This window comes from Streptomyces sp. CCM_MD2014 (assembly GCF_000772045.1).
Classification (GTDB): Bacteria; Actinomycetota; Actinomycetes; order Streptomycetales; family Streptomycetaceae; genus Streptomyces; species Streptomyces salinarius.
Genome location: NZ_CP009754.1, coordinates 7934481 through 7954318, shown reverse-complemented (window position 1 = coordinate 7954318; position 19838 = coordinate 7934481). Strand labels below are relative to the sequence as shown.

Sequence of the window (19838 nt, the reverse complement as noted above, 5' to 3'; positions counted from 1 at the left end):
AATCACCCTATCGGCCGGAGGTGCGGCCCCTCGGACACGCGCCGGCGGGAACCTCAGCGGGCCCGCACGAACTCCACCCGGCCGCCTCCCGCGGCGGCCACCGGGCACCGGGGCAGCGTCCGGACCCCGCCGCCTTCCAGCCACTCCCGGTACGCCGTGGACTGGCGGGCGACCTCCCAGTACGCGTCCTCCAGCGCCGGGAAGACGGCCTCCAGCTCGGCCCGGGTGCGGGCGGCCAGCAGCAGGCGTACGCCCAGGGGGTCGCCGTACAGGCGCCGTACGGCCATGTCGGGGCGGGACTGGGAGCTGGGCTGGCAGACGGTGACGACCTCACCGGTGGCGACGAGGGAGGCGGCGGTGTGGTAGTCGCCGTGCAGCACACGGGGGTTGAGGCCGACGGCGCGGAGCATGCGGTGCACGCCGTCCCATTCGCCGTCGACGGTGGGGTCGATCATCCACCGGTCGTCGGCGAGGTCGGCGAGCCGGACGACGGGCCGGGCGGCCGCCGGGTGGTCTGCGGGCAGCATGACGAACTGCGGTTCGCGCTCGACCAGGACCCGGACCCGCAGCCCCTCGGGGATGTGCAGGGCGCTGCCCTCGACCTCGTGTACGAAGGCCACGTCGAGCTGGCCCTCGGCGACGCGGCGGAGCAGCGCGTTGGCGGAGACGTCCATCTGCAGGGTGGGTTCCAGACCCGGCCGTCTGAGCCGGCGCAGCCAGCCGGCCAGGGCGCGGCTGGCCGTGGAGCCGACCCGCAGCCTACTGTCGCCGCCGGCCGCGGCGGCCCGGGCCTCGCGGACCAGGGTGCTCATGTCGGCCAGCAGCGGACGGGCCCGGCCGAGGACCGTCCGGCCGAGCGGGGTGGGACGGCAGCCGGTGCGTTCCCGGACGAACAACGGGCCGCCGAGGGCCTGTTCGATGCGGGCCAGCTGGGTGCTCAACGTGGGCTGGGCTACGCCCAGTTGGCGTGCCGCCCGGTGCAGGCTGCCGGCGTCGGCGATGGCGCACAGCGCGCGTAGGTGCCTCACCTCGAGCTCCATGCAGGGAGCGTAGGGCGGAACAGTTGGTTGCGCCAGGTGAACAAAAGGCGGCGGAACAGGGCGAGTTCTGCACTCTGGTCAAACTCGCAACGACTGGCCGGACGCTGGGTGATAGCCCCGCCCTATCACCTCTTGCCATCATCACAGCGGCCTCCTGGGCGCCCCACACTCACCGGTGACGACTTCTCCCCACTCCCCCACTCAAGGAGTCATCGATGCGTATCAGCCTGCCCCTGCTGTCCACCGCGGTCGGTCTCGGCCTGACGGCCGCCGTGCTCGGCACCGGCCCCGCCGCGACGGCCGCGGCGCCCCAGGAGCCGGTCCGGGCGGCCCAGGCGGCCCAGGTCGGCTACCTGCCCTCGGCCGGCTCGGGCGAGGACGCGGCCGCCAACCGCGCGTTCTTCGAGGCGGTCGTCAAGTCCGTCGCCAAGAAGCGCGCCGCCAGCCCGTCGCCGTCGGCCGCCGCGGCCGTCACCGTCTACTACAGCGCCGCCAACGCGCCGAGCTTCCGTACGCAGATATCCCGCTCCGCGCAGATCTGGAACAGCTCGGTGTCCAACGTGCGGCTCGCCGAGTCGAGTTCGGGTGCGGACTTCGCGTACTACGAGGGCAACGACTCGCGCGGTTCGTACGCCTCCACGGACGGGCACGGCAGAGGCTACATCTTCCTCGACTACCGGCAGAACCAGCAGTACGACTCGACCCGGGTGACCGCCCACGAGACCGGGCACGTGCTCGGCCTGCCCGACCACTACTCCGGGCCGTGCAGCGAGCTGATGTCGGGCGGCGGCCCCGGCCCGTCCTGCACCAACCCCTACCCCAACTCCAACGAGCGCAGCCGGGTGAACCAGCTGTGGGCCTACGGCTTCCAGGCCGCCCTCGACAAGGCGCTGGAGAAGACGTCCCAGCGCTGACGTCGCGGTGAACGACCGTGCGGGCGGCCCGGCCGGGCCGCCCGCACGCGTGTGTGCCCGCGCCGGTACGAAAGCGGACTCAGGGGTGCGCGGCCGCGGGAAGCGCCGCGCGTACGGCCCGATGGACGGCGCGGGCGAGCCGGGCGCCCCACTCGGAGCGGGGGCCCGCGAAGGCGTGCGCGTCGGCGCCGTCGCCCGGGGTCCTGGCGGCGACGCACACCGCGTCGGTCGGGGTGCCGGAGCAGTCGAGACCGGCGTCGAGCAGCGCCTGGACCTTCGCCTCCGTCGCCGTCATCACCGCATTGACGAGGGCGGCGTCACCGAGCGCGACGGGCAGCGCGGCGACGATGTTGATCGTTCCGGGCGGTGCGGCCCCGGTGCTGCCCTCCTCGGGCACGGCCGCCCAGCCGCGTACCGAGATGCCGGCCGTGGCCACGGCCTCGGCCCCGCCGTCCCGCGCGCGGCCGTGCGCGGTCACGTCGGCCGCCGTCATCAGGCCCACCCCCGGCCCGCGGGCCCCGGCGGCGCGGGCCAGATCGGCGAGGTGCCGTGCGGGGTCGGTGCGCCGGTAGCCGTGGGCGACCTGGGCGTTGAGCACCCAGGCGCGCTCGGCGATCCCGCCGCCCAGTACGGCGCTGCTGACCATCCGCCAGCCCGGCCCCGGGCGCCACAGCAGGGCGTGCAGCCGTTCGCCGTCCTCCACCCGGGTCAGGTGTTCCAGGTCCAGCAGGCAGGCGCCCCCGGCTCGGGGCGGAGGCAGGAGGGCGGGCACGGTTCGGGGGCTCCCAGCGGCGATCGGAGGAGGTCGGAGGAGGACCGGACGATGGTACTCACCGCCCGGGCCGCGGCGGCCGGCCGCCCGGTCGGGCGCGGGGCGCATTGCGGACCCGGGTCCGGGCACCTTCACTGAACACAACTTCGCCACGAGGCGACGGATCGGAGGCCGCGATGCTGTCCCACACCCTGGAGCATGGGGTCCTGGTCATCACGGTGGACCAGGACCCGGGAATCGACGGGCGGGCCACCCTGACCACGCAGATCACCAACCTGGTCGACGCCCATCGGCCGGCCCCCGTCGTCATCGTGCTGACCGAACGGGCCGACGGCCATGCCGCGGTCAGTGCGGTGCTCCGGGCGCACCAGTGGTGCGGGCGGCTCGACGTCCTGATGTCCGTCGTGACCCACAGCGCGCCGACCCGGCGGCTGCTGGAGAACAACGCCGACTCCTCGGGTCCGCGCCTGGTGGTGCACGCCCGCGTCGACACCGCGATCAGCACCGCGTTCACCGCGGCGGTCTAACGCCCCCGCGGGAGTTCGGCGGCGGCCGGGCGCCCCCGCACCCGGCCGCCGTCGAGCCGCCGCGGCTACTGCCGTCCGAGCCAGAGGTCGGGGCCGAAGACCTCGTAGTGGACGGCCTCGGCGGGCACCCCGCGGCGCAGCAGGTCGCCGCGGACCGCGCGCATGAAGGGCACCGGTCCGCACAGGTAGACCGTGACGCCCTCGGGCAGGTCGAGGCCGGTGAGGTCGGCGCGGCCCGTGGACGCCTCCGGCGCCCGGTCGCCGGGCTCCTCGTACCACAGGTGGAGCCGGGCGTCGGGCAGCGCGCGTATCAGGTCGAGCTGCTCCTGCCGGTGGGCGTGGTCCTCGGGGGTGCGGTCGGCATGGACGACGGTCACCGGGCGGGTCGAACCGGTGGCGGCCAGGTGGTCGAGCATCGCCAGCACGGGGGTGACACCGATGCCGGCGGAGGCCAGCAGCAGCGGGCCGTCGTGCTCCGCCAGGGCCAGGTCGCCGAAGGGCGCGGACGTGGTCAGCACGTCGCCCTTGCGGGCGTTCGCGTGCAGCCAGGAGGAGACCTCGCCGTCGGGCCGCCCGTCGCCCCGGACGCGCTTGACGGTGATGCGCAGGTCGGGCCGGCCGGGCGCCGCGGAGAGGCTGTACTGGCGGATCTGGCGGGCGCCGTCGGGCAGTTCGACCTGGACGCTGACGTACTGGCCCGGACGGAAGGACGCCGGGGCACGGTCGTCGGCCGGGCGCAGGACGAGGGAGACGGCGTCGGCGCTCTCCTCGATCCGGTCGACGATCTCCATGGACCGCCAGACGTCTCCCGCCTCGACGCCCGTCCGCGCGTAGAGCCGGGCCTCGAGGGCGATGAGCGCGTTGGCCATCAGCCAGTAGACCTCGTCCCAGGCGCGGGCGACCTCGGGGGTGACGGCGTCGCCGAGCACCTCGAGGATGGCGGCCATGAGGTTCTCGTGGACGACCTTGTACTGGTCGGGGGTGATGCCGAGCGAGGCGTGCTTGTGCGAGATGCGCGAGAGCATCACGTCGGCGCGCTGGTCCGGGTTCTCCAGCAGCATGCCGGCGAACGCGGCGATGGAGCCCGCCAGGGCCCGCTGCTGCTCTCCGTTGGCCTGGTTCCCGCGGTTGAACAGGTCCCGCAGCAGTTCGGGGTGGGCGTCGAACAGCTTGCGGTAGAAGACGTCGGCGATGTCACCGATGGCCGCCCCGACGGCGGGAAGAGTGGCTCGGACCACGGGAACGGACTGTTCGGAGAGCACAGCGACTCCTTAATTGGTAGATGAGATTCGTGTTTTGGGTCACAGCTCGGCGCTCCTTCGGGAGCGCTGCCCGTCACCCCGGAGGACGCTCCGTCAGGCCGATCAGGACCGGGCCGGTCGGCGAGGCCACCAGGTCGGTCACGGTCAGCGGGTCGAGCGCCGCGTAGAACGCCTCCTGGGCGTCACGCAGCGCCCCGCGCAGCCGGCAGGCCCCGCGCAACGGGCACGGGTTGTCGCCCTCGCAGTCGACCACCTCGGCGTCCCCCTCGAGTTCGCGGACCAGCCGGCCCACCGAGGCTTGCCGCCCCAGGCCGGTCAGCGTCAGCCCCCCGCCGCGACCCCGCCGGGCCTCCACCACACCCAGATGCTGCAGGCGGGTGATGGCCTTCGCGGCATGCGTGTACGGCACACCGACGACCTCGGCCACCTCTCGGGTGGTCATCGGTTCGTCACCGTCCCGCACGACGGCCAGGCGCATGACCGAACGCAGCGCCAGGTCGGTGAACTTCGTCAGCCGCATACCGGGAAGCTATCAAATACGCATGCTAGATTCGTCTTTACCCGGGGTACGGGTCCTGTGCAGTGCGTCACTGGACGGGCCGCCCCGCAAACGGACCGCCCAAGAGGGCGGCGCACCGGCACGGTTGGGCACAGGGATCGGCGGCATCTGATGGCAGGGGAAGACAACGGCTCCTCAGGTACGGCGGCGGGCGCGCCCCTCCCCCGGTTGCTGTGCGACACGGCGGAGCTCGTGGCCCTGGGCGACGACGCGCCGGGCGGTGCCCTGTGGAAGCTGGCGGAACCGGGACGGCAGCTCGACGCCAACGTCGTCCGCCTCCCCGCCGGGGGACGGGTGGACACCCACACCGAGCCCGACCTCGACGTCCTGCTCCTCGTCCTCGACGGTGCGGCCCGCCTGGACTCCGCCGACGGCGGGCACCCGCTGCGCGCGGGCGTCCTGACCTGGCTGCCGCACGGTTCGACCCGGGCCGTGCTCGCCGGGCCGGACGGGGTGACGTACCTGACCGTGCACCGCCGGCGTCCCGGCATGCGCGTCCAGCCCCCGGAGGCCGCCGACCGGCTGAGGCGGTCGCTCGACGGCGGCTGACCGGGGGCGGGCGGCGTTCACCGCGTCTCGGCGCGCAGCTCCGTGAGGGACCCGGCGGTCAGCGGGCGGGGCTCCTCACCGGGGTCGACGAGGACCACGGCGCAAGTGGCGGCGTGGGTGAGGGCGCTGGTGAAGCTGCCGTCGGCGAACTGGGTCAGCGGGCCGCGCGGAGAGCGGCCGACCGCGACCGTGCGGGCCCCCACCTCGGCCGCATGCCGGGCCAGGGCGCGGCCCGCGGCGGCGTGGTCGCCGACGCCGGTGAGGATCTGGCCGGTGGCGACGACACCGAGGCCGCCGAGCCGGTCGAGGTGCGCGGTGACGGCGGCCTTCGCCTCCTCGTCGGTCTCGGTGTCGGCGGCCTGTTCCTCGACGACGGCGGTCTGCCGTACGTGGACGACCTCGAGCGGGCTTGCGGTGTCGCGGGCGAGCCGTGCCGCGGCGTCCACGACGGCGGCCGCCTCGCGGTGCGCGCCCACGGCCACGACCACGGGCGGCGCGCCGGCCGTGGCCGGGGAGCCGACGGGGGTGAGCGTCGGGGACACGGGCTCTCCCTCGCCGCCGTCCGTCTCGGCTCGGCGGAGCAGTCGGTGACCGCTGGCCAGGACCGGGATGGCCAGCAGGAAGGTGGCGGCGCCGAGGTAGAAGGGGACGCTCAGGTCGGTGGCGTCGGCGAGCTTTCCGGCGACGTAGGGGGCCAGGCCGCCGCCGATGAAGCGCAGGAAGCCGTACGCGGAGGAGGCCACGGGGCGCTCGACCGGGGAGACGAGCATGACGGCCTGGGTGGTGAGGGTGTTGTTGATGCCGATGAAGGCGCCGCTGACGACGACCGCGACGATCACGGTGGCGGGATCGGTGACGCCGGCGGCTATGACGGCCATGACGATGCCGAGGCCGAGCAGGTTGGCGTAGAGGACGGGTGCGGTGCCGTAGCGGGCCTGGAGGCGGGGGGCGAAGAAGACGCTGAAGGCGGCGACCAGCAGGCCCCAGCCCGTGAAGACCAGGCCGAGTTCGTGGGCCTCCAGCTCCATCGGGTACGGGGCGTAGCCGAGCATCGTGAAGAAGCCCCAGTTGTACAGCAGGGCCATGATGCCCATGGTCAGCAGGCCGCGGTGGCGCAGGGCCTTGAGGGGGGCGAGCGGCGAGGTGACCCGCTTCGGCTTGGGCAGGTCGGGGACGAAGGCGAGGGTGGCGATCAAGGCGATGGCCATCAGGGCGGCGACGCCGAAGAAGGGACCGCGCCAGCTGATGCCGCCCAGTTCGCCGCCGAGCAGGGGGCCGACGGCGATACCGAGGCCCAGGGCGGTCTCGTAGAGGATGATCGCGCCGCTGAAGCCGCCGCTGGCCGAGGCCACGATGACCGCGAGCGAGGTGGCGATGAACAGGGCGTTGCCCAGCCCCCAGCCGGCGCGGAAGCCGACGATGCCGTCGATGGAGTCGGTGGAGCCCGCCAGGGCGGCGAAGACGACGATGACGGCGAGGCCGGTGACCAGGGTGCGCTTGGCGCCGATGCGGCTGGAGACCCAGCCGACGAAGAGCATCGCGACGGCGGTGACGATCAGGTAGCTGCTGAACAGCAGGGAGACCTGGCTGGGGGTGGCGTCGAGGCTCTCGGCCAGCGCCGGCAGGATCGGGTCGACCAGACCGATGCCCATGAACGAGATGACACAGGCGAAGGCGACGGCCCAGACCGCCTTGGGCTGCCGGAAGGGACTGGCGGCCTTTCCACGGGGTGCACTCATGCGCGGTCTTCCTCCGAGATTTCCTGACGGTTGTGGATGACCCGGGCCAGGGCCAGGAGCGCCGTGGTGGTGGCCTGCCGCTCCGGTCCGGTCATGTCCTCCATGAGCTGCCGGAGGGCCGCGGCGCGCTCGGCGCGCCGCCGGGCCAGAACGCCGAGGCCGGCGGACGTCACCGCCACCAGCACGCCGCGGCCGTCGCTCGCGTCGGCGTTGCGCCGGACCAGTCCCGCCCGTTCCAGGCGCGTGACCAGCTGGGTCATGTTCGGCTGGGAGACGCCCTCGGCCCGGGCCAGTTCGGTCAGGCGCCGGGGGCCCTCGCGGCTCAGCCTGGCCAGCGTCGAGGAGGCGGCGGTGCTCAGACCTCCGGTCCGGGCGCTCTGCCGCACGTACCGGATCATCTGCTCCACGGCGACGATCAGCTCGTCGGGGCCCTCGGGCGAGGTGTCCATAGGCGCATTATGTATTTAGATGTAGCGTGAAACAAGATGGTCCGCGCCGCCCTTCCCCTGTTGCGTCCCGCGTCCCCGGGGCACTACTCCTGCAGAGAGCGAGGGAGGTACCGGCATGGACGACTGGCGCGGGTTCGCCGAGCAGATGGCCTCGCTGGCCCGTGATCTGCTGGCCCAGGAATCGCTGAACGACACCCTCGGAAGGATCACCGCATCGGCCACGGAACTGGTGGAGGACTGCGACGCCGCCGGCATCCTCATCCTCCGCGGCAACCACGTGCAGTCGCTGGCCCCCACCGAGCAGGTGGTGATCGACAGCGACGAACTGCAGGGACGGGTCGGGGAGGGGCCGTGCTTCGACGCGGCCCGTACCTCCAAGGGTGAGCGGCAGTTCCGGATCGCCGACTTCACGGACGAGGCCCGGCGCTGGCCCAAGTACGTCCCCGAGGCGCGCAAGCTGAACCTCGGCAGCATGATGGGCTTCCTGCTGTTCACCGAGGACGAGGACCTCGGCGCGCTGAACATGTACTCCTACAGGCCCGGCGCGTTCACCGACGCCGACGAGACGGCGGGCTGGCTGCTGGCCTCCCACGCGGCGGTCGCCTTCTCCAGCGCCCGTACGCACGCCCAGCTGCAGGAGGCCATGGGCACCCGGCACACCATCGGCGAGGCCATGGGCATCCTCATGGGCAGGCTCCGCCTCAACGAGGACCAGGCCTTCGCCGCGCTGCGCCGTTACTCGCAGGACCACAACGTCAAACTGCGGGACGTGGCGGCGCAGGTATGCGAACGGGGCGGCCTGCCCTGAGCGGGCGGGCGGGCGTGAAGATGAACGAGCACCGCCCGCGGGGCGTTTGTTTCCCGCCCCTCGGGTAACTCCGGCATTCCGGACGCCGACCCCCGGGAGTCGCCATGTGGAAGCGCAAGGGCAGAAAGGGCCGTCGGGCCGCCAAGCCGGTCCCCATGGAGCTGTGCGACCTGTGCGCCAGGGTCTTCCCCGAGGACGAGGCCGTGAGCGGCTACGTGCCGGACTCCTCGGCGGTGCACGCCACCAACGAGTGGTTCGACGGGCTCCGGCTCATCACCACGTGCTCGGACGAACACTTCGACGAGATCAAGGCGGGGTACACCGACCGGCCCTTCGTGGACGAGGAGCTGTGGGCGGCGAAGCTGACCCGGGCCCTGACCACCGGCCCGCCGGCTCTCTCCATGGATCAGCTCGGCTGCCGCACGGGGCTGCAGGAGCCCCAGATACGCGCGGCCATCGCCTGGCACAACGAACGCATGCGGGAAGCCCAGCAGCGCACCGATCCCTGAGGCCGGGACCGCGGCCGGACGCCGTCCGGGTGGACCGACGTTTGTCCGGGCACCGGCCGGGTCACTCAGTTCTCCGTCGCGAGCCGTCGAAAGGACGCCCGAGGAGCACCGAGGAGCCCCCGTGAACCGGTTGTGGCGGCCGTTCCACCGTGCGTGGGACTGGTTGGCCGCGTCCGCCCTGGTCCGGCGCGGCCGGGACCTGGAGCTGATGCACCGGGCCATGGGCTTCGCCACCCTCGCCCTGGTCACACTGGCCCCGCTGCTGATCGTGGTGGCGGCGGCCGATCCGCTGGGACGCGGGGGCTTCGCGTCCTGGCTGGCCGACGGGATGGGGCTGTCCGGACGGTCGGCCCGCGTACTGACCGACATCATCAGCCCACCGACCAAGATCGTCGGCACGACGAGCGTGTGGGGCGGAATCCTGCTCGGTGTGTTCGGCGTGTCCTTCGCGGCGAGTGTCCAGAACGGTTACGAGCGCATCTGGGAGCTGCCCTCCGGCCCCTGGCACCGCATCTGGCGCCAGATGACCTGGGTGATCCTGCTGACCGCCTACCTGTACCAGGAGGTGCAGACACGGACCGCGCTGCACGGTTCGGCGCGGATCGCGCTGTCGGCCGCCAGCGGCATCCTGTTCTTCTGGTGGGGTCAGCACTTCCTGCTGGGCGGCCAGGTCCGCTGGCGCGACCTGCTGCCGGGTGCCCTCGCCACGATGGTGGGACTGATCGGGCTGCGCGGCTTCTCATACCTCGTCTTCACGCCGCTCATCCTCGACAACGCGTTCAGCTACGGCGCGGTCGGCATCGTGCTGGTCGTGGAGTCCTGGCTGATCGGGGTCGGATTCGTCGTGTTCGGGGGCGCGATGGTCGGGCACTGGTTCTGCGAGCACCACTGGTGGGCCCGGAACATCGACCGCAGACCGGACTGATGCGGGGACGACCGCCGCCGTGGTCAGCGGCCGTGGTCAGCGGCCGTGGTCAGCGGCCGTGGTCAGCGGCCGCCGCGGCCCCGCAGGCCGCCCGCGAGTGCCGCGGCGGCCGCACCGGTCACGGCGGTGGCCAGGGCGAGCGACCTGCGGTGGCGGGAGATCCAGAACTGGATGCTGCGCGGATGGGACTCGTCGTCGAAGACGCCGTGTGCGCCGTAGTCGTCCGGGGCGGTGTCGTCCGGCGGCTTCCACAGGTTGACCGGCCGTGACGGGTCGACGGGCCGACCGGTCTGCTGCCCGTCGTAGCCAGTGCGGGCCAGATAGCGGTCCAGCAGCCCGGGGGCGAGCTTCTGGCCCAGCAGGGTGGCGACGGTGGAGCCGCCGACCCAGTACATGCGCCGCTGGGGGTGGTCGGCCGCGTACAGCACGGCCTCGGCGGCCACCTCGGGCTGGTAGACGGGGGCCACCGGGCGCGGGTGGCGGGGCAGGCGGGTGAGGACCCAGCTGAACTGGGGCGTGTTGAGCCCGGGCATCTGGACCATGGTCACCCGTACCCCGCTGCGGTCGTGCAGCAGTTCGCAGCGCAGCGACTCGGTGAACCCCTGAATGGCGTGCTTGGCGCCGCAGTAGACGGCCTGGAGCGGGACGCTGCGTTCGGCCAGGGCTGATCCGACCTGGACGATGGTGCCGCGGTCACGCGGCGTCATGCGCCTGAGGGCGGCCTGGGTGCCGTGCACGAAGCCGAAGTAGGTCACCTCGGTGGCCCGTTTCAGCTCCTCGGGCCGGATCTCCGCCACGGGCGCGAAGACGGTCGAGAACGCGGCGTTCACCCATACGTCGATGGGGCCGAGCTCTTCCTCGATCCGGCCGGCCGCCGCGTCCACGGCCTCCGCGTCGGCGACGTCCACGACCAGGGGCAGTGCCCGCCCGCCGGCCTCGCGGATCTCCTCGGCCGCACGCTCCAGCGCGTACTCGCCCCGCGCGAGCAGGGCCACCGCGGCCCCCTGGGCGCCGAAGGCCCGGGCGGCGGCCCGGCCGACGCCACCGGTGGCACCGGTGACGACGACGACCCGGCCCCGGCGGTGCGCGCCGCTCACTTCTTGCCCCGGCCGGGGAGGTGCTCGGCGTACTCGGTGAGCTTCTGGCGTACGCCCTTGGTGGCGATCCCGGTGGCCTGCGGGTCGTGCAGCGCGGCCTTGACGGCCTTCTTGCCCTGCTCCTTCATGATGTGCGGCGGGATCGGCGCGATCTCCGCGTCCACCTTGAACTCCAGGACCACGGGGCGGCCGGCGGCGAGTGCCTCGTCCCATGCGGCGCCGACCTTCTTCGGGTCGTCGCAGACGATGCCCTTGAGGCCGAGCAGTTCGGCGTAGGCGGCGTAGGGCACGTCGGGGATGTCCTGGGAGCCCGGGTACTTGGGGTCGCCGGCCATGGCGCGCTGTTCCCAGGTGACCTGGTTGAGGTCCTGGTTGTTGAAGACGCAGAAGACGAACGGCGCGGGGCCGGACAGGCGGTCCAGGTACCGCTTGACGGTGATCATCTCGTTCATGCCGTTCATCTGGAACGCGCCGTCCCCCACGAAGGCGATCACCGGCCGGTCCGGATAGGCGAACCGCGCCGCGATGGCGTACGGAGTGCCCGGGCCCATCGTGGCCAGCGTGCCGGACAGCGAGGCCTGCATGCCGTCGCGGAGCTTGAGGTGGCGGGCCCACCAGTTGGTGCCGGAACCGGAGTCGGCCGACAGGATGGCGCCGTCCGGCAGCCTGGACGAGAGTTCGGCGGCGACCGACTGGGGGTTGATGGTCTTGCCGAAGTGCTCACCGGCCCAGCGGTCACACAGGTCGTTCCACTCGCGGACGTCCTTCTCGATCTTCTTCCGCCAGCCGCGGTCCTTCTTGCGTTCGAGCAGCGGGATCAGCGCCTTCAGCGTCTCCTTGGAGTCGCCGACGAGGTGGGCGTCCATCGGGTAGCGGATGCCGATCATGCGGCCGTCGATGTCGATCTCGACGCCCTTGGCCTGGCCCTCCTCCGGCAGCCACTCCGAGTAGGGGAAGCTGCTGCCGATCATGAGCAGGGTGTCGCAGCCCTGGATCATGTTGTCGCTGGCCTTGCTGCCGAGCAGCCCGATCGGGCCGGTCACGAACGGCACGTCGTCGGGCAGGACCTCACGGCCGAGCAGGGCCTTGGCGACGCCGGCGCCGAGCAGTTCGGCGGTCTCCATCACCTCGGCCTCCGCCTTGGCCGCGCCCTGGCCGACCAGGATGGCGACCTTCTCGCCCGCGTTGAGGACGTCGGCCGCCTTGCGCAGCTCGTCCGGGTCGGGCAGGACACGGGGCCGGCTCCAGCCGACGCTGGAGAAGACCGAGCCGTGCGCCCTGGGAGGAGACGGCATGGCCTCCTCCTCCTGGATGTCGTTCGGGATGATGATCGTGGCGACGCCCCGGGTGGTCAGCGCGGTCTTGAAGGCACGGTCGACGACGTGCCGCGCCTGCCCCGGGTGCACGACCATCTGGCAGAACTCGGACACGTCCGCGAAGAGCTGGTCGAGGGCGATCTCCTGCTGGTAGTGGGTGCCGAGCGAGAGCCGCTTCTGCTGGCCCACCACCGCGACCACGGGCTGGTGGTCGAGCTTCGCGTCGTACAGGCCGTTCAGCAGGTGCACCGCACCGGGGCCCGACGTGGCGACGCAGCAGCCCACCTCGCCGGTGAACTTGGCGTGCGCGCAGGCCATGAACGCGGCCATCTCCTCGTGCCGGGCCTGGATGAACTCCGGGTCCCCGTCCGCCCGGTCGAAGGCGCCGAGCAGTCCGTTGATCCCGTCACCCGGATAGCCGTACACCCGCTTGACGCCCCACTCGGTCAGGCGCTGGAGGACGAAGTCGGCGACTTGGGTCATGGGGCACTCCCGGACGTGGGGGGACAACGGTCGGGTTGTGGGGTTACCCTCCCGGCCGCCCCTAAACGGTCCGGTACGTCCCTTGGGCCGCTCCCCTGCCCCCGCTCGCCGCCTACGCGCGCGGTGGCGCCGTGCTCGCCCGGGTCACCAGCCGGGTCGGCACCAGGGTCGTGCCCCGCTCCGGGCCCGCCTCGCGCATCTTGCGCAGCACCGCCGCCACGCACAGCCGCCCGACCTCGGCGAAGTCCTGGTGCACGGTGGTCAGCGGCGGCAGGAAGGAGCCGGCCTCGGGGATGTCGTCGAAGCCGATGACACTGACGTCCTCGGGCACGCGCCGGCCGCGTGCGTGCAGGGCGCGCAACAGGCCGAGGGCCATCTGGTCGTTGGCCGCGAAGACGGCCGTGCACTCCTCGCGGGCGGCGAGTTCGAGACCGGCCCGGTAGCCGGACTCGGCCGACCAGTCGCCCCGGACGAGGGGCGGCGGGGTGCGGCCGGCCTCGGTGAGCGTGCGCCGCCACGCGTCGGTGCGGCGCTGGGCGGCGAACGAGCCCTCGGGGCCTGCCAGGTGCCACACCGTGTCGTGGCCGAGGTCCAGCAGATGGCGCACGGCGGCGCGGGAGCCGCCGGCCTGGTCGGTGTCGACGACCGTGTAGTGGTCGCCGGCGTCGGAGTCGACCACGACGACCTGGACGTGCGGCGGCAGGGTGAGGGAGGCCGCGTCCAGGAGGTGGACCTCCATGATCACGATGACCGCGTCGACGGCCAGTTCCTCCAGCCGCGAGAACGCGCCGCGCACCTCGTCCTGGGTGGGGACGGCGACCGGCAGCAGCGTCACCGCGTACCCCTCGCTCGCCGCGGAGGTCGCGATGGCCTCCAGGGTGCGGACGTTGCCCGTGGTGGCCAGCGAGAAGGTGATGACGCCGATGGTGCGGAACTCACCGCGCTTGAGGGCCCGGGCCGCGCTGTTGGGCCGGTAGCCGAGTTCCTTCATGGCAGCCAGCACCTGCCGCCGGGTCCCCTCGGTCACGCCGGCGTAGCCGTTCGAGACGCGGGAGACGGTCTGCGAGGAGACTCCCGCCAGCCGGGCCACGTCCGCCATGGAGGCCGTGCGCTCCCGGCGGTGCCGGGGTCGCGCGGGCGCGCTCGTCGGGACTTCCTCAGCCGCGCTCACTCGCCGTCAGCCGCCTCTCTGTCGCTGTCGGGCCCGCTGCGAAAGGACCCTTGACCGTCGTCCACGGGGCAGTGTAGACATGCCGCCATCAAATGTTTACGTAAACATAGCAGCCCTCCCGCAGACCTCGACGGTCCCGTCCGGCGGGTGATGTTTACGCAAACACGCCGGGCCCCACCAGGCTCCGGAAGCTCCGGGACGTGACGAGCGAGGAACGAGATGACGACGCTGCAACCGCCGGCCGCCGCCGAGCCGCGGCCTGCCCCGCCCCCGGTGCGGCGGGATCGCCGCTCCTGGACGGGGTGGGGCTTCCTCGGCCCCTTCGTGGCCGTGTTCGCCCTGGTGTTCCTCGCGCCGATCGCGTACTCGGTCTACCTCAGCCTCTTCCGGGACCAGCTCATCGGCGGGACCACCTTCGTCGGCCTCGACAACTACGCCGAGGCGCTGAAGGACGAGCAGTTCTGGGCCTCGCTGGGCCGGGTCTCGCTCTTCCTCGCCGTACAGGTGCCGATCATGCTCGGCATCGCGCTCCTGGTGGCCCTGGCGCTCGACAGCGGGCGCCTGTACGGGCGGGACTTCTTCCGCATCTCCATCTTCCTGCCGTACGCCGTCCCCGCCGTGGTGGCCACCCTGATGTGGGGCTTCATGTACGGCACCCGCTTCGGCCTGGTCGGTGACATCAACAGCGCGCTGGGCGTCTCGCTGCCCGACCCGCTCTCCCCCGACCTGGTGCTGGCCTCCATCGGCAACATCGTCACCTGGGAGTTCGCCGGCTACAACATGCTGATCTTCTACTCGGCACTGCGCGTCGTCCCGCACTCGCTGTACGAGGCGGCCCAGATCGACGGCGCCGGCCAGATCCGGGTGATCACCGCGATCAAACTCCCGGCCATCCGCGGGGCCCTGGTGATCGCCACGATCTTCTCGATCATCGGCAGCTTCCAGCTCTTCAACGAGCCCAGCATCCTGCAGCCCCTGGCGCGCAACGCCATCACCACGGACTACACCCCGAACTACTACACGTACGCGCTGTCCTTCAACGGGCAGCAGCACAACTACTCCGCGACCGTCGCCATCGTCATGGGGCTGATCACCATGGTCATCGCCTACGTCGTGCAGCTGCGCGGCATGCGCAAGGGAGTGTGAGACAGCGATGACCGGCCCCGTCGCCACCGTCCCCGACCGCCGCCCGGCCAGGCCGTCCGGCACGTCGGGCCCCGCGCCCCGGCTGCGCACGTCCCGGCGCCGCCACTCCTCGGACAAGCCCCGGCGCAGCGTACTGCTGACCGTACTCACCTCACTCGTGCTGCTGTACAGCCTGGTGCCGCTCGTCTGGCTGGCCGTCAGTGCCACCAAGACGCAGGAGGGGCTGTCCCGTTCCGCCGGTCTCTGGTTCGACGGCGACTTCGCGCTGTGGGACAACATCGCCGAGACGTTCACCTACGACGACGGCGTCTTCACCCGCTGGCTGCTCAACACCTTGCTGTACGTGGGGCTCGGCGCGGGCGGTGCCACCCTCCTCGCGGTGCTCGGCGGCTACGCGCTCGCCAAGTTCGACTTCCCCGGCCGGCGAGCCGTCTTCGCCGTCGTCATCGGCGCGGTGGCCGTGCCGGGCACGGCACTGGCGGTGCCGACCTTCCTGATGTTCAGCAAGATGGGGCTCACCAACACGCCCTGGGCGGTGATCATCCCGTCCCTGATCTCGCCGTTCGGCCTCTACCTGATGTGGGTGTTCGCCACCGAGGCCATCCCGACCGAGCTGATGGAGGCGGCCCGTATCGACGGGGCGGGCGAGGTGCGCACCTTCTTCCGGGTCGCCCTGCCGCTGCTGGCGCCCGGCATCGTCACCGTCCTGCTGTTCACCATGGTCGCCACCTGGAACAACTACTTCCTGCCGCTGGTCATGCTCAAGGACCCCGACTGGTATCCGCTGACCCTGGGCCTCAACAGCTGGAACCAGCAGGCGGCGACCGCGGGCGGCGAGGCCGTCTTCAACCTCGTCGTCACCGGGTCGCTGATCACCATCCTGCCGCTGATCGCCGCGTTCCTGCTGCTCCAGAAGTACTGGCAGTCCGGTCTCGCCGCCGGAAGCGTCAAGGAGTAGCCCTCCCCCGCTCCCCCGTCCAGGAGTAGCCCCTCCCCCGCTCCCGTCCCTCACCGACAGCCCCTCCCACCCTCAACCGGTGCCGGTTCCGGCCACGAAGAAGTGGAAGCACGCCCATGCCCACACACCTGACCAAGCACACGCGCCGCCTCCTGCGCGCCACGGCCCTCGTCTGCGCGCTCGCCCTGGGCGCGACCGCCTGCGGCGGCTCCGACGACGGCGGGTCGAGCGACAAGGCCGTCTCCGAGGCGGACATACAGGCGGCCCTCAAGGAGGGCGGCACCATCACGGTCTGGGCGTGGGAGCCCACGCTCAAGCAGGTGGCCGCCGACTTCGAGAAGGCCCACCCGGGCGTCAAGGTCGACCTCGTCAACGCCGGTACCAACAAGGACGAGTACACGGCGCTGCAGAACGCCATCTCGGCGAAGAAGGGCGTCCCCGACGTCGCCCAGATCGAGTACTACGCGATGGGCCAGTACGCCCTGACCAAGCAGCTCACCGACCTCAAGGCCTTCGGCGCCGACAAGCTCTCCGCCAAGTTCTCCCCCGGTCCGTGGAACGGGGTGAAGGCCGGTTCGGACGGCATCTACGCGCTGCCGATGGACTCGGGCCCGATGGCGCTGTTCTACAACAAGAATGTCTTCGACAAGTACGGCATCAAGGTGCCCACCACGTGGGCCGAGTACCTGGACGCCGCACGCGACCTGCACAAGGCCGACCCGAAGGCGTACATCACCGCCGACAACGGCGACGCCGGGTTCGCCACCAGCATGCTCTGGCAGGCCGGTTCGCGTCCCTACACGGTCGACGGCACCAAGGTGAAGATCGACTTCTCCGACCAGGGTGCCAAGACGTTCACCGGCACCTGGCAGAAGCTCATCGACGAGAAGCTGCTCGCCCCGGTCCCGGCCTGGACCGACGAGTGGTACAAGGGCCTCGCCGACGGCAGCATCGCCACGCTGGCGACCGGTGCCTGGATGCCCGCCAACCTCGAGTCGGGCGCGAAGGCGGCGTCCGGCGACTGGCGGGTCGCCCCGCTGCCCCAGTGGACCGCCGGCGGCAAGGTCAGCGCCGAGAACGGCGGCAGCGCGCTCGCGCTCCCCGAACTGGGTGGGAACGAAGCGCTGGCGTACGCGTTCGTCGAGTACGCGAACGCCGGGGACGGTGTGCAGAGCCGACTGGAGAACGGCGCGTTCCCGGCGACCACGGCGGATCTGCAGTCCACGAAGTTCCAGGACACCGCGTTCCCGTACTTCGGCGGCCAGAAGGCCAACGAGATCTTCGCCGAGTCGGCCGCGAACGTTCCGGACGACTGGTCCTACCTGCCCTACCAGGTGTACGCGAACTCGGTCTTCAACGACACCGTCGGCAAGGCCTACGTCTCCGGCACCACGCTCGCCGAGGGCCTCGAGGCCTGGCAGGAGGCCTCGGTCAAGTACGGCGAGGAGCAGGGCTTCACCGTCGAGAAGTAGCGCACGCCCCCACACCGGAAGGACCGCCATGATCTCCACCCTCCACACCCGCACGTACCGCGGGGCGGACGGTGCCCCCGCCCCCCGTCTCGCCTACGGCGCCGACTACAACCCCGAGCAGTGGCCCCGGGAGGTGTGGGAGGAGGACGTACGGCTGATGCGCGAGGCCGGCGTGAACATCGTGTCGCTCGGCATCTTCTCCTGGGCCCGCATCCAGCCGGGCCCGGACACCTGGGACTTCGCCTGGCTCGACGAGGTGATGGACCTGCTGCACGAGCACGGGGTCGGTGTCGACCTGGCGACCGCCACCGCGTCCCCGCCGCCCTGGCTGACCACGGCCCACCCCGAGATCCTCCCGGTCACCGAGCGGGGCGAGACGCTGTGGCCGGGAGCGCGCCAGCACTGGCGCCCGACCTCGCCCGTCTTCCGCGAGCACGCCCTGCGCCTGGTGCGGAAGCTGGCGACCCGCTACGCCGAGCACCCCGCCCTGGTCGCCTGGCACGTCAACAACGAGCTGGGCTGCCACAACGTCTACGACTACTCCGACGACGCCGCCCGCGCCTTCCGCGACTGGCTGCGTGCCCGGTACGGCACCACGGACGCCCTCAACCACGCCTGGGGCACGGCGTTCTGGTCGCAGCGCTACGGCGACTGGGAGGAGATCCTGCCGCCCCGGCTGGCGGCCTCGCACCCGAACCCGACCCAGCAGCTGGACTTCAAGCGGTTCTCCTCGGACGCGCTCAAGGACTACCTGCGCGCGGAGCGCGACCTGCTGCGCGAGCTGACCCCCGACGTCCCCGTCACCACCAACTTCATGGTGATGCCCGGCACCAAGGGCATGAACTACGCGGACTGGGCCGGCGAGGTGGACTTCGTCGCCAACGACCACTACGTGGTGCCGCACCCGCAGGCCCGCGACGAGCTGTCGTTCTCGGCGAACCTCACCAGCGGCATCGCGGGCGGCAAGCCCTGGTTCCTGATGGAGCACTCCACGAGCGCGGTGAACTGGCAGCCCGTCAACCTGGCCAAGCTGCCCGGCGACATGGCGCGGGACTCGCTGACGCACGTGGCGCACGGCGCCGACGCGGTCTGCTTCTTCCAGTGGCGCCAGTCGGCGGCCGGCGCCGAGAAGTACCACTCGGCGATGGTCCCGCACGCCGGCGCGGACAGCGACCTGTTCCGTTCGGTCACCGCGCTCGGCGACACGCTGAAGACCCTCGCGCCGGTCGCCGGGAGCGAGCGGGAGCCCGCCGAGGTCGGCATCCTCTTCGACTGGGAGTCGCGGTGGGCGAGCGAGCAGGACTCGCACCCCACCTCGCTGCTCGACTACCACCAGGAGGCGCTCGACTGGTACTCGGCGCTGCTCAACCTGGGCATCCGCGCCGACGTCGTCACCACCGGCGCCGATCTGAGCCGCCACCGGGTGCTGATCGCACCCGTGCTGCACCTGGTCCCGGCCGAGCTGGCCAAGGACCTCACGCGCTGGGCCGAGCAGGGCGGGCACCTGGTCACCACGTACTTCTCCGGTGTCGTCGACGAGAACGACCACGTGTGGCTCGGCGGCTACCCGGGCGCGCTGCGGGACCTGCTCGGCATCCGCGTCGAGGAGTTCGGCCCGCTGCCCGCGGGGCAGAGCGTGGAGCTGGACGACGACGGCACCGGCAGCCTGTGGACCGACCACGTCACCGTCACCGCCCCCGAGACCGAGGTCCTCGTCCGCTACCGCACCGGTGCGCACGCGGGCCGCCCCGCGGTCACCCGGCGCGGCGCGGGCAGCGGTTCGGCCGCCTACGTCTCCACCCGGCTCGGCGCCGACGGGCTCGCCGCGCTGCTGCCGAGGCTGCTGGAGCCGGCCGGGGTGACGAGCGAGCTGCCGGCCCGGGCACGGGGGCGGGTCGAGGCCACCGTGCGCCGCGGCCCCGGCGGACGCTTCCTGTTCCTGGTCAACCGCACCGACGAGACCGTGACCGTCCCCGGGATCGCCGGGGAGGTCCTGGTGGGCACCACCGACGACGAGGGGGCCGTCGTCCTGGCGGGCCGGGCGGTCGCCGTCCTGCGCACGCCCACTGACTGATCCCCCACCCCTGACTCCCCGGAGCGGCACGCACCCGCTCCGGGGCCGTCCCCTCCTGCCCCGGGCCG

At 72.1% G+C, this 19838-nt stretch carries 19 protein-coding genes; 10 read left to right on the top strand and 9 right to left on the bottom strand.

Annotation, left to right across the window (positions count from 1 at the left end; translation table 11 throughout):
• Positions 1 to 53: 53 nt before the first annotated feature.
• Positions 54 to 1040: a LysR family transcriptional regulator gene (locus NI25_RS35590; RefSeq protein WP_061446422.1), complete on the bottom strand. Its 987-nt coding sequence runs from the start codon at positions 1038 to 1040 to the stop codon at positions 54 to 56.
• A gap of 215 nt (positions 1041 to 1255) precedes the next feature.
• Between NI25_RS35590 and snpA the strand changes: the two genes are divergently transcribed.
• The gene (snpA, locus tag NI25_RS35585) at positions 1256 to 1954 is read left to right on the top strand and encodes a snapalysin (protein ID WP_061446421.1); all 699 of its coding nucleotides are present in this window, start codon (positions 1256 to 1258) and stop codon (positions 1952 to 1954) included.
• A 79-nt stretch (positions 1955 to 2033) separates the two neighbouring features.
• Here snpA and NI25_RS35580 read toward each other — a convergent pair whose 3' ends face one another.
• Positions 2034 to 2726 (bottom strand): adenosylcobinamide amidohydrolase, encoded by a 693-nt coding sequence (locus tag NI25_RS35580; protein ID WP_061446420.1) that lies wholly within the window; start codon positions 2724 to 2726, stop codon positions 2034 to 2036.
• 176 nt (positions 2727 to 2902) lie between these two features.
• Here NI25_RS35580 and NI25_RS35575 point away from each other — a divergent pair, with 176 nt between their 5' ends.
• Entirely contained in the window at positions 2903 to 3253 is a 351-nt protein-coding gene (locus NI25_RS35575) for a hypothetical protein (protein WP_061446419.1), read from the top strand.
• Between the two features lie 65 nt (positions 3254 to 3318).
• On the opposite strand, the gene NI25_RS35570 is transcribed toward NI25_RS35575, so the two are convergent.
• Positions 3319 to 4515 (bottom strand): globin domain-containing protein, encoded by a 1197-nt coding sequence (locus tag NI25_RS35570; RefSeq protein ID WP_061446418.1) that lies wholly within the window; start codon positions 4513 to 4515, stop codon positions 3319 to 3321.
• Positions 4516 to 4588: 73 nt separating this feature from the next.
• Positions 4589 to 5035 carry a nitric oxide-sensing transcriptional repressor NsrR gene (nsrR, locus tag NI25_RS35565; protein ID WP_061446417.1) on the bottom strand — a complete coding sequence of 149 codons (447 nt, stop codon included), beginning with the start codon at positions 5033 to 5035 and terminating at the stop codon, positions 4589 to 4591.
• 150 nt (positions 5036 to 5185) lie between these two features.
• Between nsrR and NI25_RS35560 the strand changes: the two genes are divergently transcribed.
• Positions 5186 to 5623 carry a hypothetical protein gene (locus NI25_RS35560; RefSeq protein ID WP_061446416.1) on the top strand — a complete coding sequence of 146 codons (438 nt, stop codon included), beginning with the start codon at positions 5186 to 5188 and terminating at the stop codon, positions 5621 to 5623.
• A 17-nt stretch (positions 5624 to 5640) separates the two neighbouring features.
• On the opposite strand, the gene NI25_RS35555 is transcribed toward NI25_RS35560, so the two are convergent.
• Positions 5641 to 7362: an MFS transporter gene (locus NI25_RS35555; protein ID WP_061446415.1), complete on the bottom strand. Its 1722-nt coding sequence runs from the start codon at positions 7360 to 7362 to the stop codon at positions 5641 to 5643.
• Positions 7359 to 7811 (bottom strand): MarR family winged helix-turn-helix transcriptional regulator, encoded by a 453-nt coding sequence (locus NI25_RS35550; RefSeq protein ID WP_199561074.1) that lies wholly within the window; start codon positions 7809 to 7811, stop codon positions 7359 to 7361. Before NI25_RS35550 ends, NI25_RS35555 begins: the two co-directional genes overlap by 4 nt.
• A gap of 115 nt (positions 7812 to 7926) precedes the next feature.
• Here NI25_RS35550 and NI25_RS35545 point away from each other — a divergent pair, with 115 nt between their 5' ends.
• The 3 genes from NI25_RS35545 (at position 7927) to NI25_RS35535 (ending at position 10053) form a co-directional block, all read left to right on the top strand.
• On the top strand, positions 7927 to 8619 hold the full coding sequence (locus NI25_RS35545) for a GAF and ANTAR domain-containing protein (protein WP_061446413.1): 693 nt from the start codon (positions 7927 to 7929) through the stop codon (positions 8617 to 8619).
• Between the two features lie 104 nt (positions 8620 to 8723).
• Positions 8724 to 9128, top strand: a complete 405-nt coding sequence (locus NI25_RS35540; protein WP_061446412.1) for a hypothetical protein — start codon at positions 8724 to 8726, stop codon at positions 9126 to 9128.
• Positions 9129 to 9249: 121 nt separating this feature from the next.
• A complete protein-coding gene (locus NI25_RS35535) occupies positions 9250 to 10053 on the top strand; it encodes a ribonuclease BN (protein WP_078884805.1) in 804 nt (267 codons plus the stop codon).
• 62 nt (positions 10054 to 10115) lie between these two features.
• On the opposite strand, the gene NI25_RS35530 is transcribed toward NI25_RS35535, so the two are convergent.
• From NI25_RS35530 to NI25_RS35520, 3 genes are all read right to left on the bottom strand, one after another.
• Positions 10116 to 11150: an SDR family oxidoreductase gene (locus NI25_RS35530; protein WP_061446411.1), complete on the bottom strand. Its 1035-nt coding sequence runs from the start codon at positions 11148 to 11150 to the stop codon at positions 10116 to 10118.
• Positions 11147 to 12949 (bottom strand): thiamine pyrophosphate-requiring protein, encoded by a 1803-nt coding sequence (locus NI25_RS35525; RefSeq protein WP_061446410.1) that lies wholly within the window; start codon positions 12947 to 12949, stop codon positions 11147 to 11149. Before NI25_RS35525 ends, NI25_RS35530 begins: the two co-directional genes overlap by 4 nt.
• Positions 12950 to 13061: 112 nt before the next feature.
• Positions 13062 to 14048 carry a LacI family DNA-binding transcriptional regulator gene (locus NI25_RS35520; protein ID WP_199561073.1) on the bottom strand — a complete coding sequence of 329 codons (987 nt, stop codon included), beginning with the start codon at positions 14046 to 14048 and terminating at the stop codon, positions 13062 to 13064.
• 291 nt (positions 14049 to 14339) lie between these two features.
• Between NI25_RS35520 and NI25_RS35515 the strand changes: the two genes are divergently transcribed.
• The 4 genes from NI25_RS35515 (at position 14340) to NI25_RS35500 (ending at position 19770) form a co-directional block, all read left to right on the top strand.
• Positions 14340 to 15266, top strand: a complete 927-nt coding sequence (locus NI25_RS35515; RefSeq protein WP_061446408.1) for a carbohydrate ABC transporter permease — start codon at positions 14340 to 14342, stop codon at positions 15264 to 15266.
• A gap of 7 nt (positions 15267 to 15273) precedes the next feature.
• Entirely contained in the window at positions 15274 to 16224 is a 951-nt protein-coding gene (locus NI25_RS35510; RefSeq protein WP_061446407.1) for a carbohydrate ABC transporter permease, read from the top strand.
• A 116-nt stretch (positions 16225 to 16340) separates the two neighbouring features.
• On the top strand, positions 16341 to 17696 hold the full coding sequence (locus NI25_RS35505) for an ABC transporter substrate-binding protein (RefSeq protein ID WP_061446406.1): 1356 nt from the start codon (positions 16341 to 16343) through the stop codon (positions 17694 to 17696).
• A 28-nt stretch (positions 17697 to 17724) separates the two neighbouring features.
• A complete protein-coding gene (locus NI25_RS35500; RefSeq protein WP_061446405.1) occupies positions 17725 to 19770 on the top strand; it encodes a beta-galactosidase in 2046 nt (681 codons plus the stop codon).
• Positions 19771 to 19838: the final 68 nt, after the last annotated feature.

Bases quoted from the DNA above. Each gene is read 5' to 3' on its own strand.
- NI25_RS35555 (WP_061446415.1), bottom strand. From the start codon at position 7,362: ATGAGTGCACCCCGTGGAAAGGCCGCCAGTCCCTTCCGGCAGCCCAAG.
- NI25_RS35560 (WP_061446416.1), top strand. From the start codon at position 5,186: ATGGCAGGGGAAGACAACGGCTCCTCAGGTACGGCGGCGGGCGCGCCC.
- NI25_RS35575 (WP_061446419.1), top strand. From the start codon at position 2,903: ATGCTGTCCCACACCCTGGAGCATGGGGTCCTGGTCATCACGGTGGAC.
- nsrR (WP_061446417.1), bottom strand. From the start codon at position 5,035: ATGCGGCTGACGAAGTTCACCGACCTGGCGCTGCGTTCGGTCATGCGC.
- NI25_RS35505 (WP_061446406.1), top strand. From the start codon at position 16,341: ATGCCCACACACCTGACCAAGCACACGCGCCGCCTCCTGCGCGCCACG.
- NI25_RS35550 (WP_199561074.1), bottom strand. From the start codon at position 7,811: ATGGACACCTCGCCCGAGGGCCCCGACGAGCTGATCGTCGCCGTGGAG.
- NI25_RS35545 (WP_061446413.1), top strand. From the start codon at position 7,927: ATGGACGACTGGCGCGGGTTCGCCGAGCAGATGGCCTCGCTGGCCCGT.
- NI25_RS35520 (WP_199561073.1), bottom strand. From the start codon at position 14,048: ATGGCGGACGTGGCCCGGCTGGCGGGAGTCTCCTCGCAGACCGTCTCC.
- NI25_RS35510 (WP_061446407.1), top strand. From the start codon at position 15,274: ATGACCGGCCCCGTCGCCACCGTCCCCGACCGCCGCCCGGCCAGGCCG.
- NI25_RS35525 (WP_061446410.1), bottom strand. From the start codon at position 12,949: ATGACCCAAGTCGCCGACTTCGTCCTCCAGCGCCTGACCGAGTGGGGC.
- NI25_RS35515 (WP_061446408.1), top strand. From the start codon at position 14,340: ATGACGACGCTGCAACCGCCGGCCGCCGCCGAGCCGCGGCCTGCCCCG.
- NI25_RS35590 (WP_061446422.1), bottom strand. From the start codon at position 1,040: ATGGAGCTCGAGGTGAGGCACCTACGCGCGCTGTGCGCCATCGCCGAC.
- NI25_RS35500 (WP_061446405.1), top strand. From the start codon at position 17,725: ATGATCTCCACCCTCCACACCCGCACGTACCGCGGGGCGGACGGTGCC.
- snpA (WP_061446421.1), top strand. From the start codon at position 1,256: ATGCGTATCAGCCTGCCCCTGCTGTCCACCGCGGTCGGTCTCGGCCTG.
- NI25_RS35540 (WP_061446412.1), top strand. From the start codon at position 8,724: ATGTGGAAGCGCAAGGGCAGAAAGGGCCGTCGGGCCGCCAAGCCGGTC.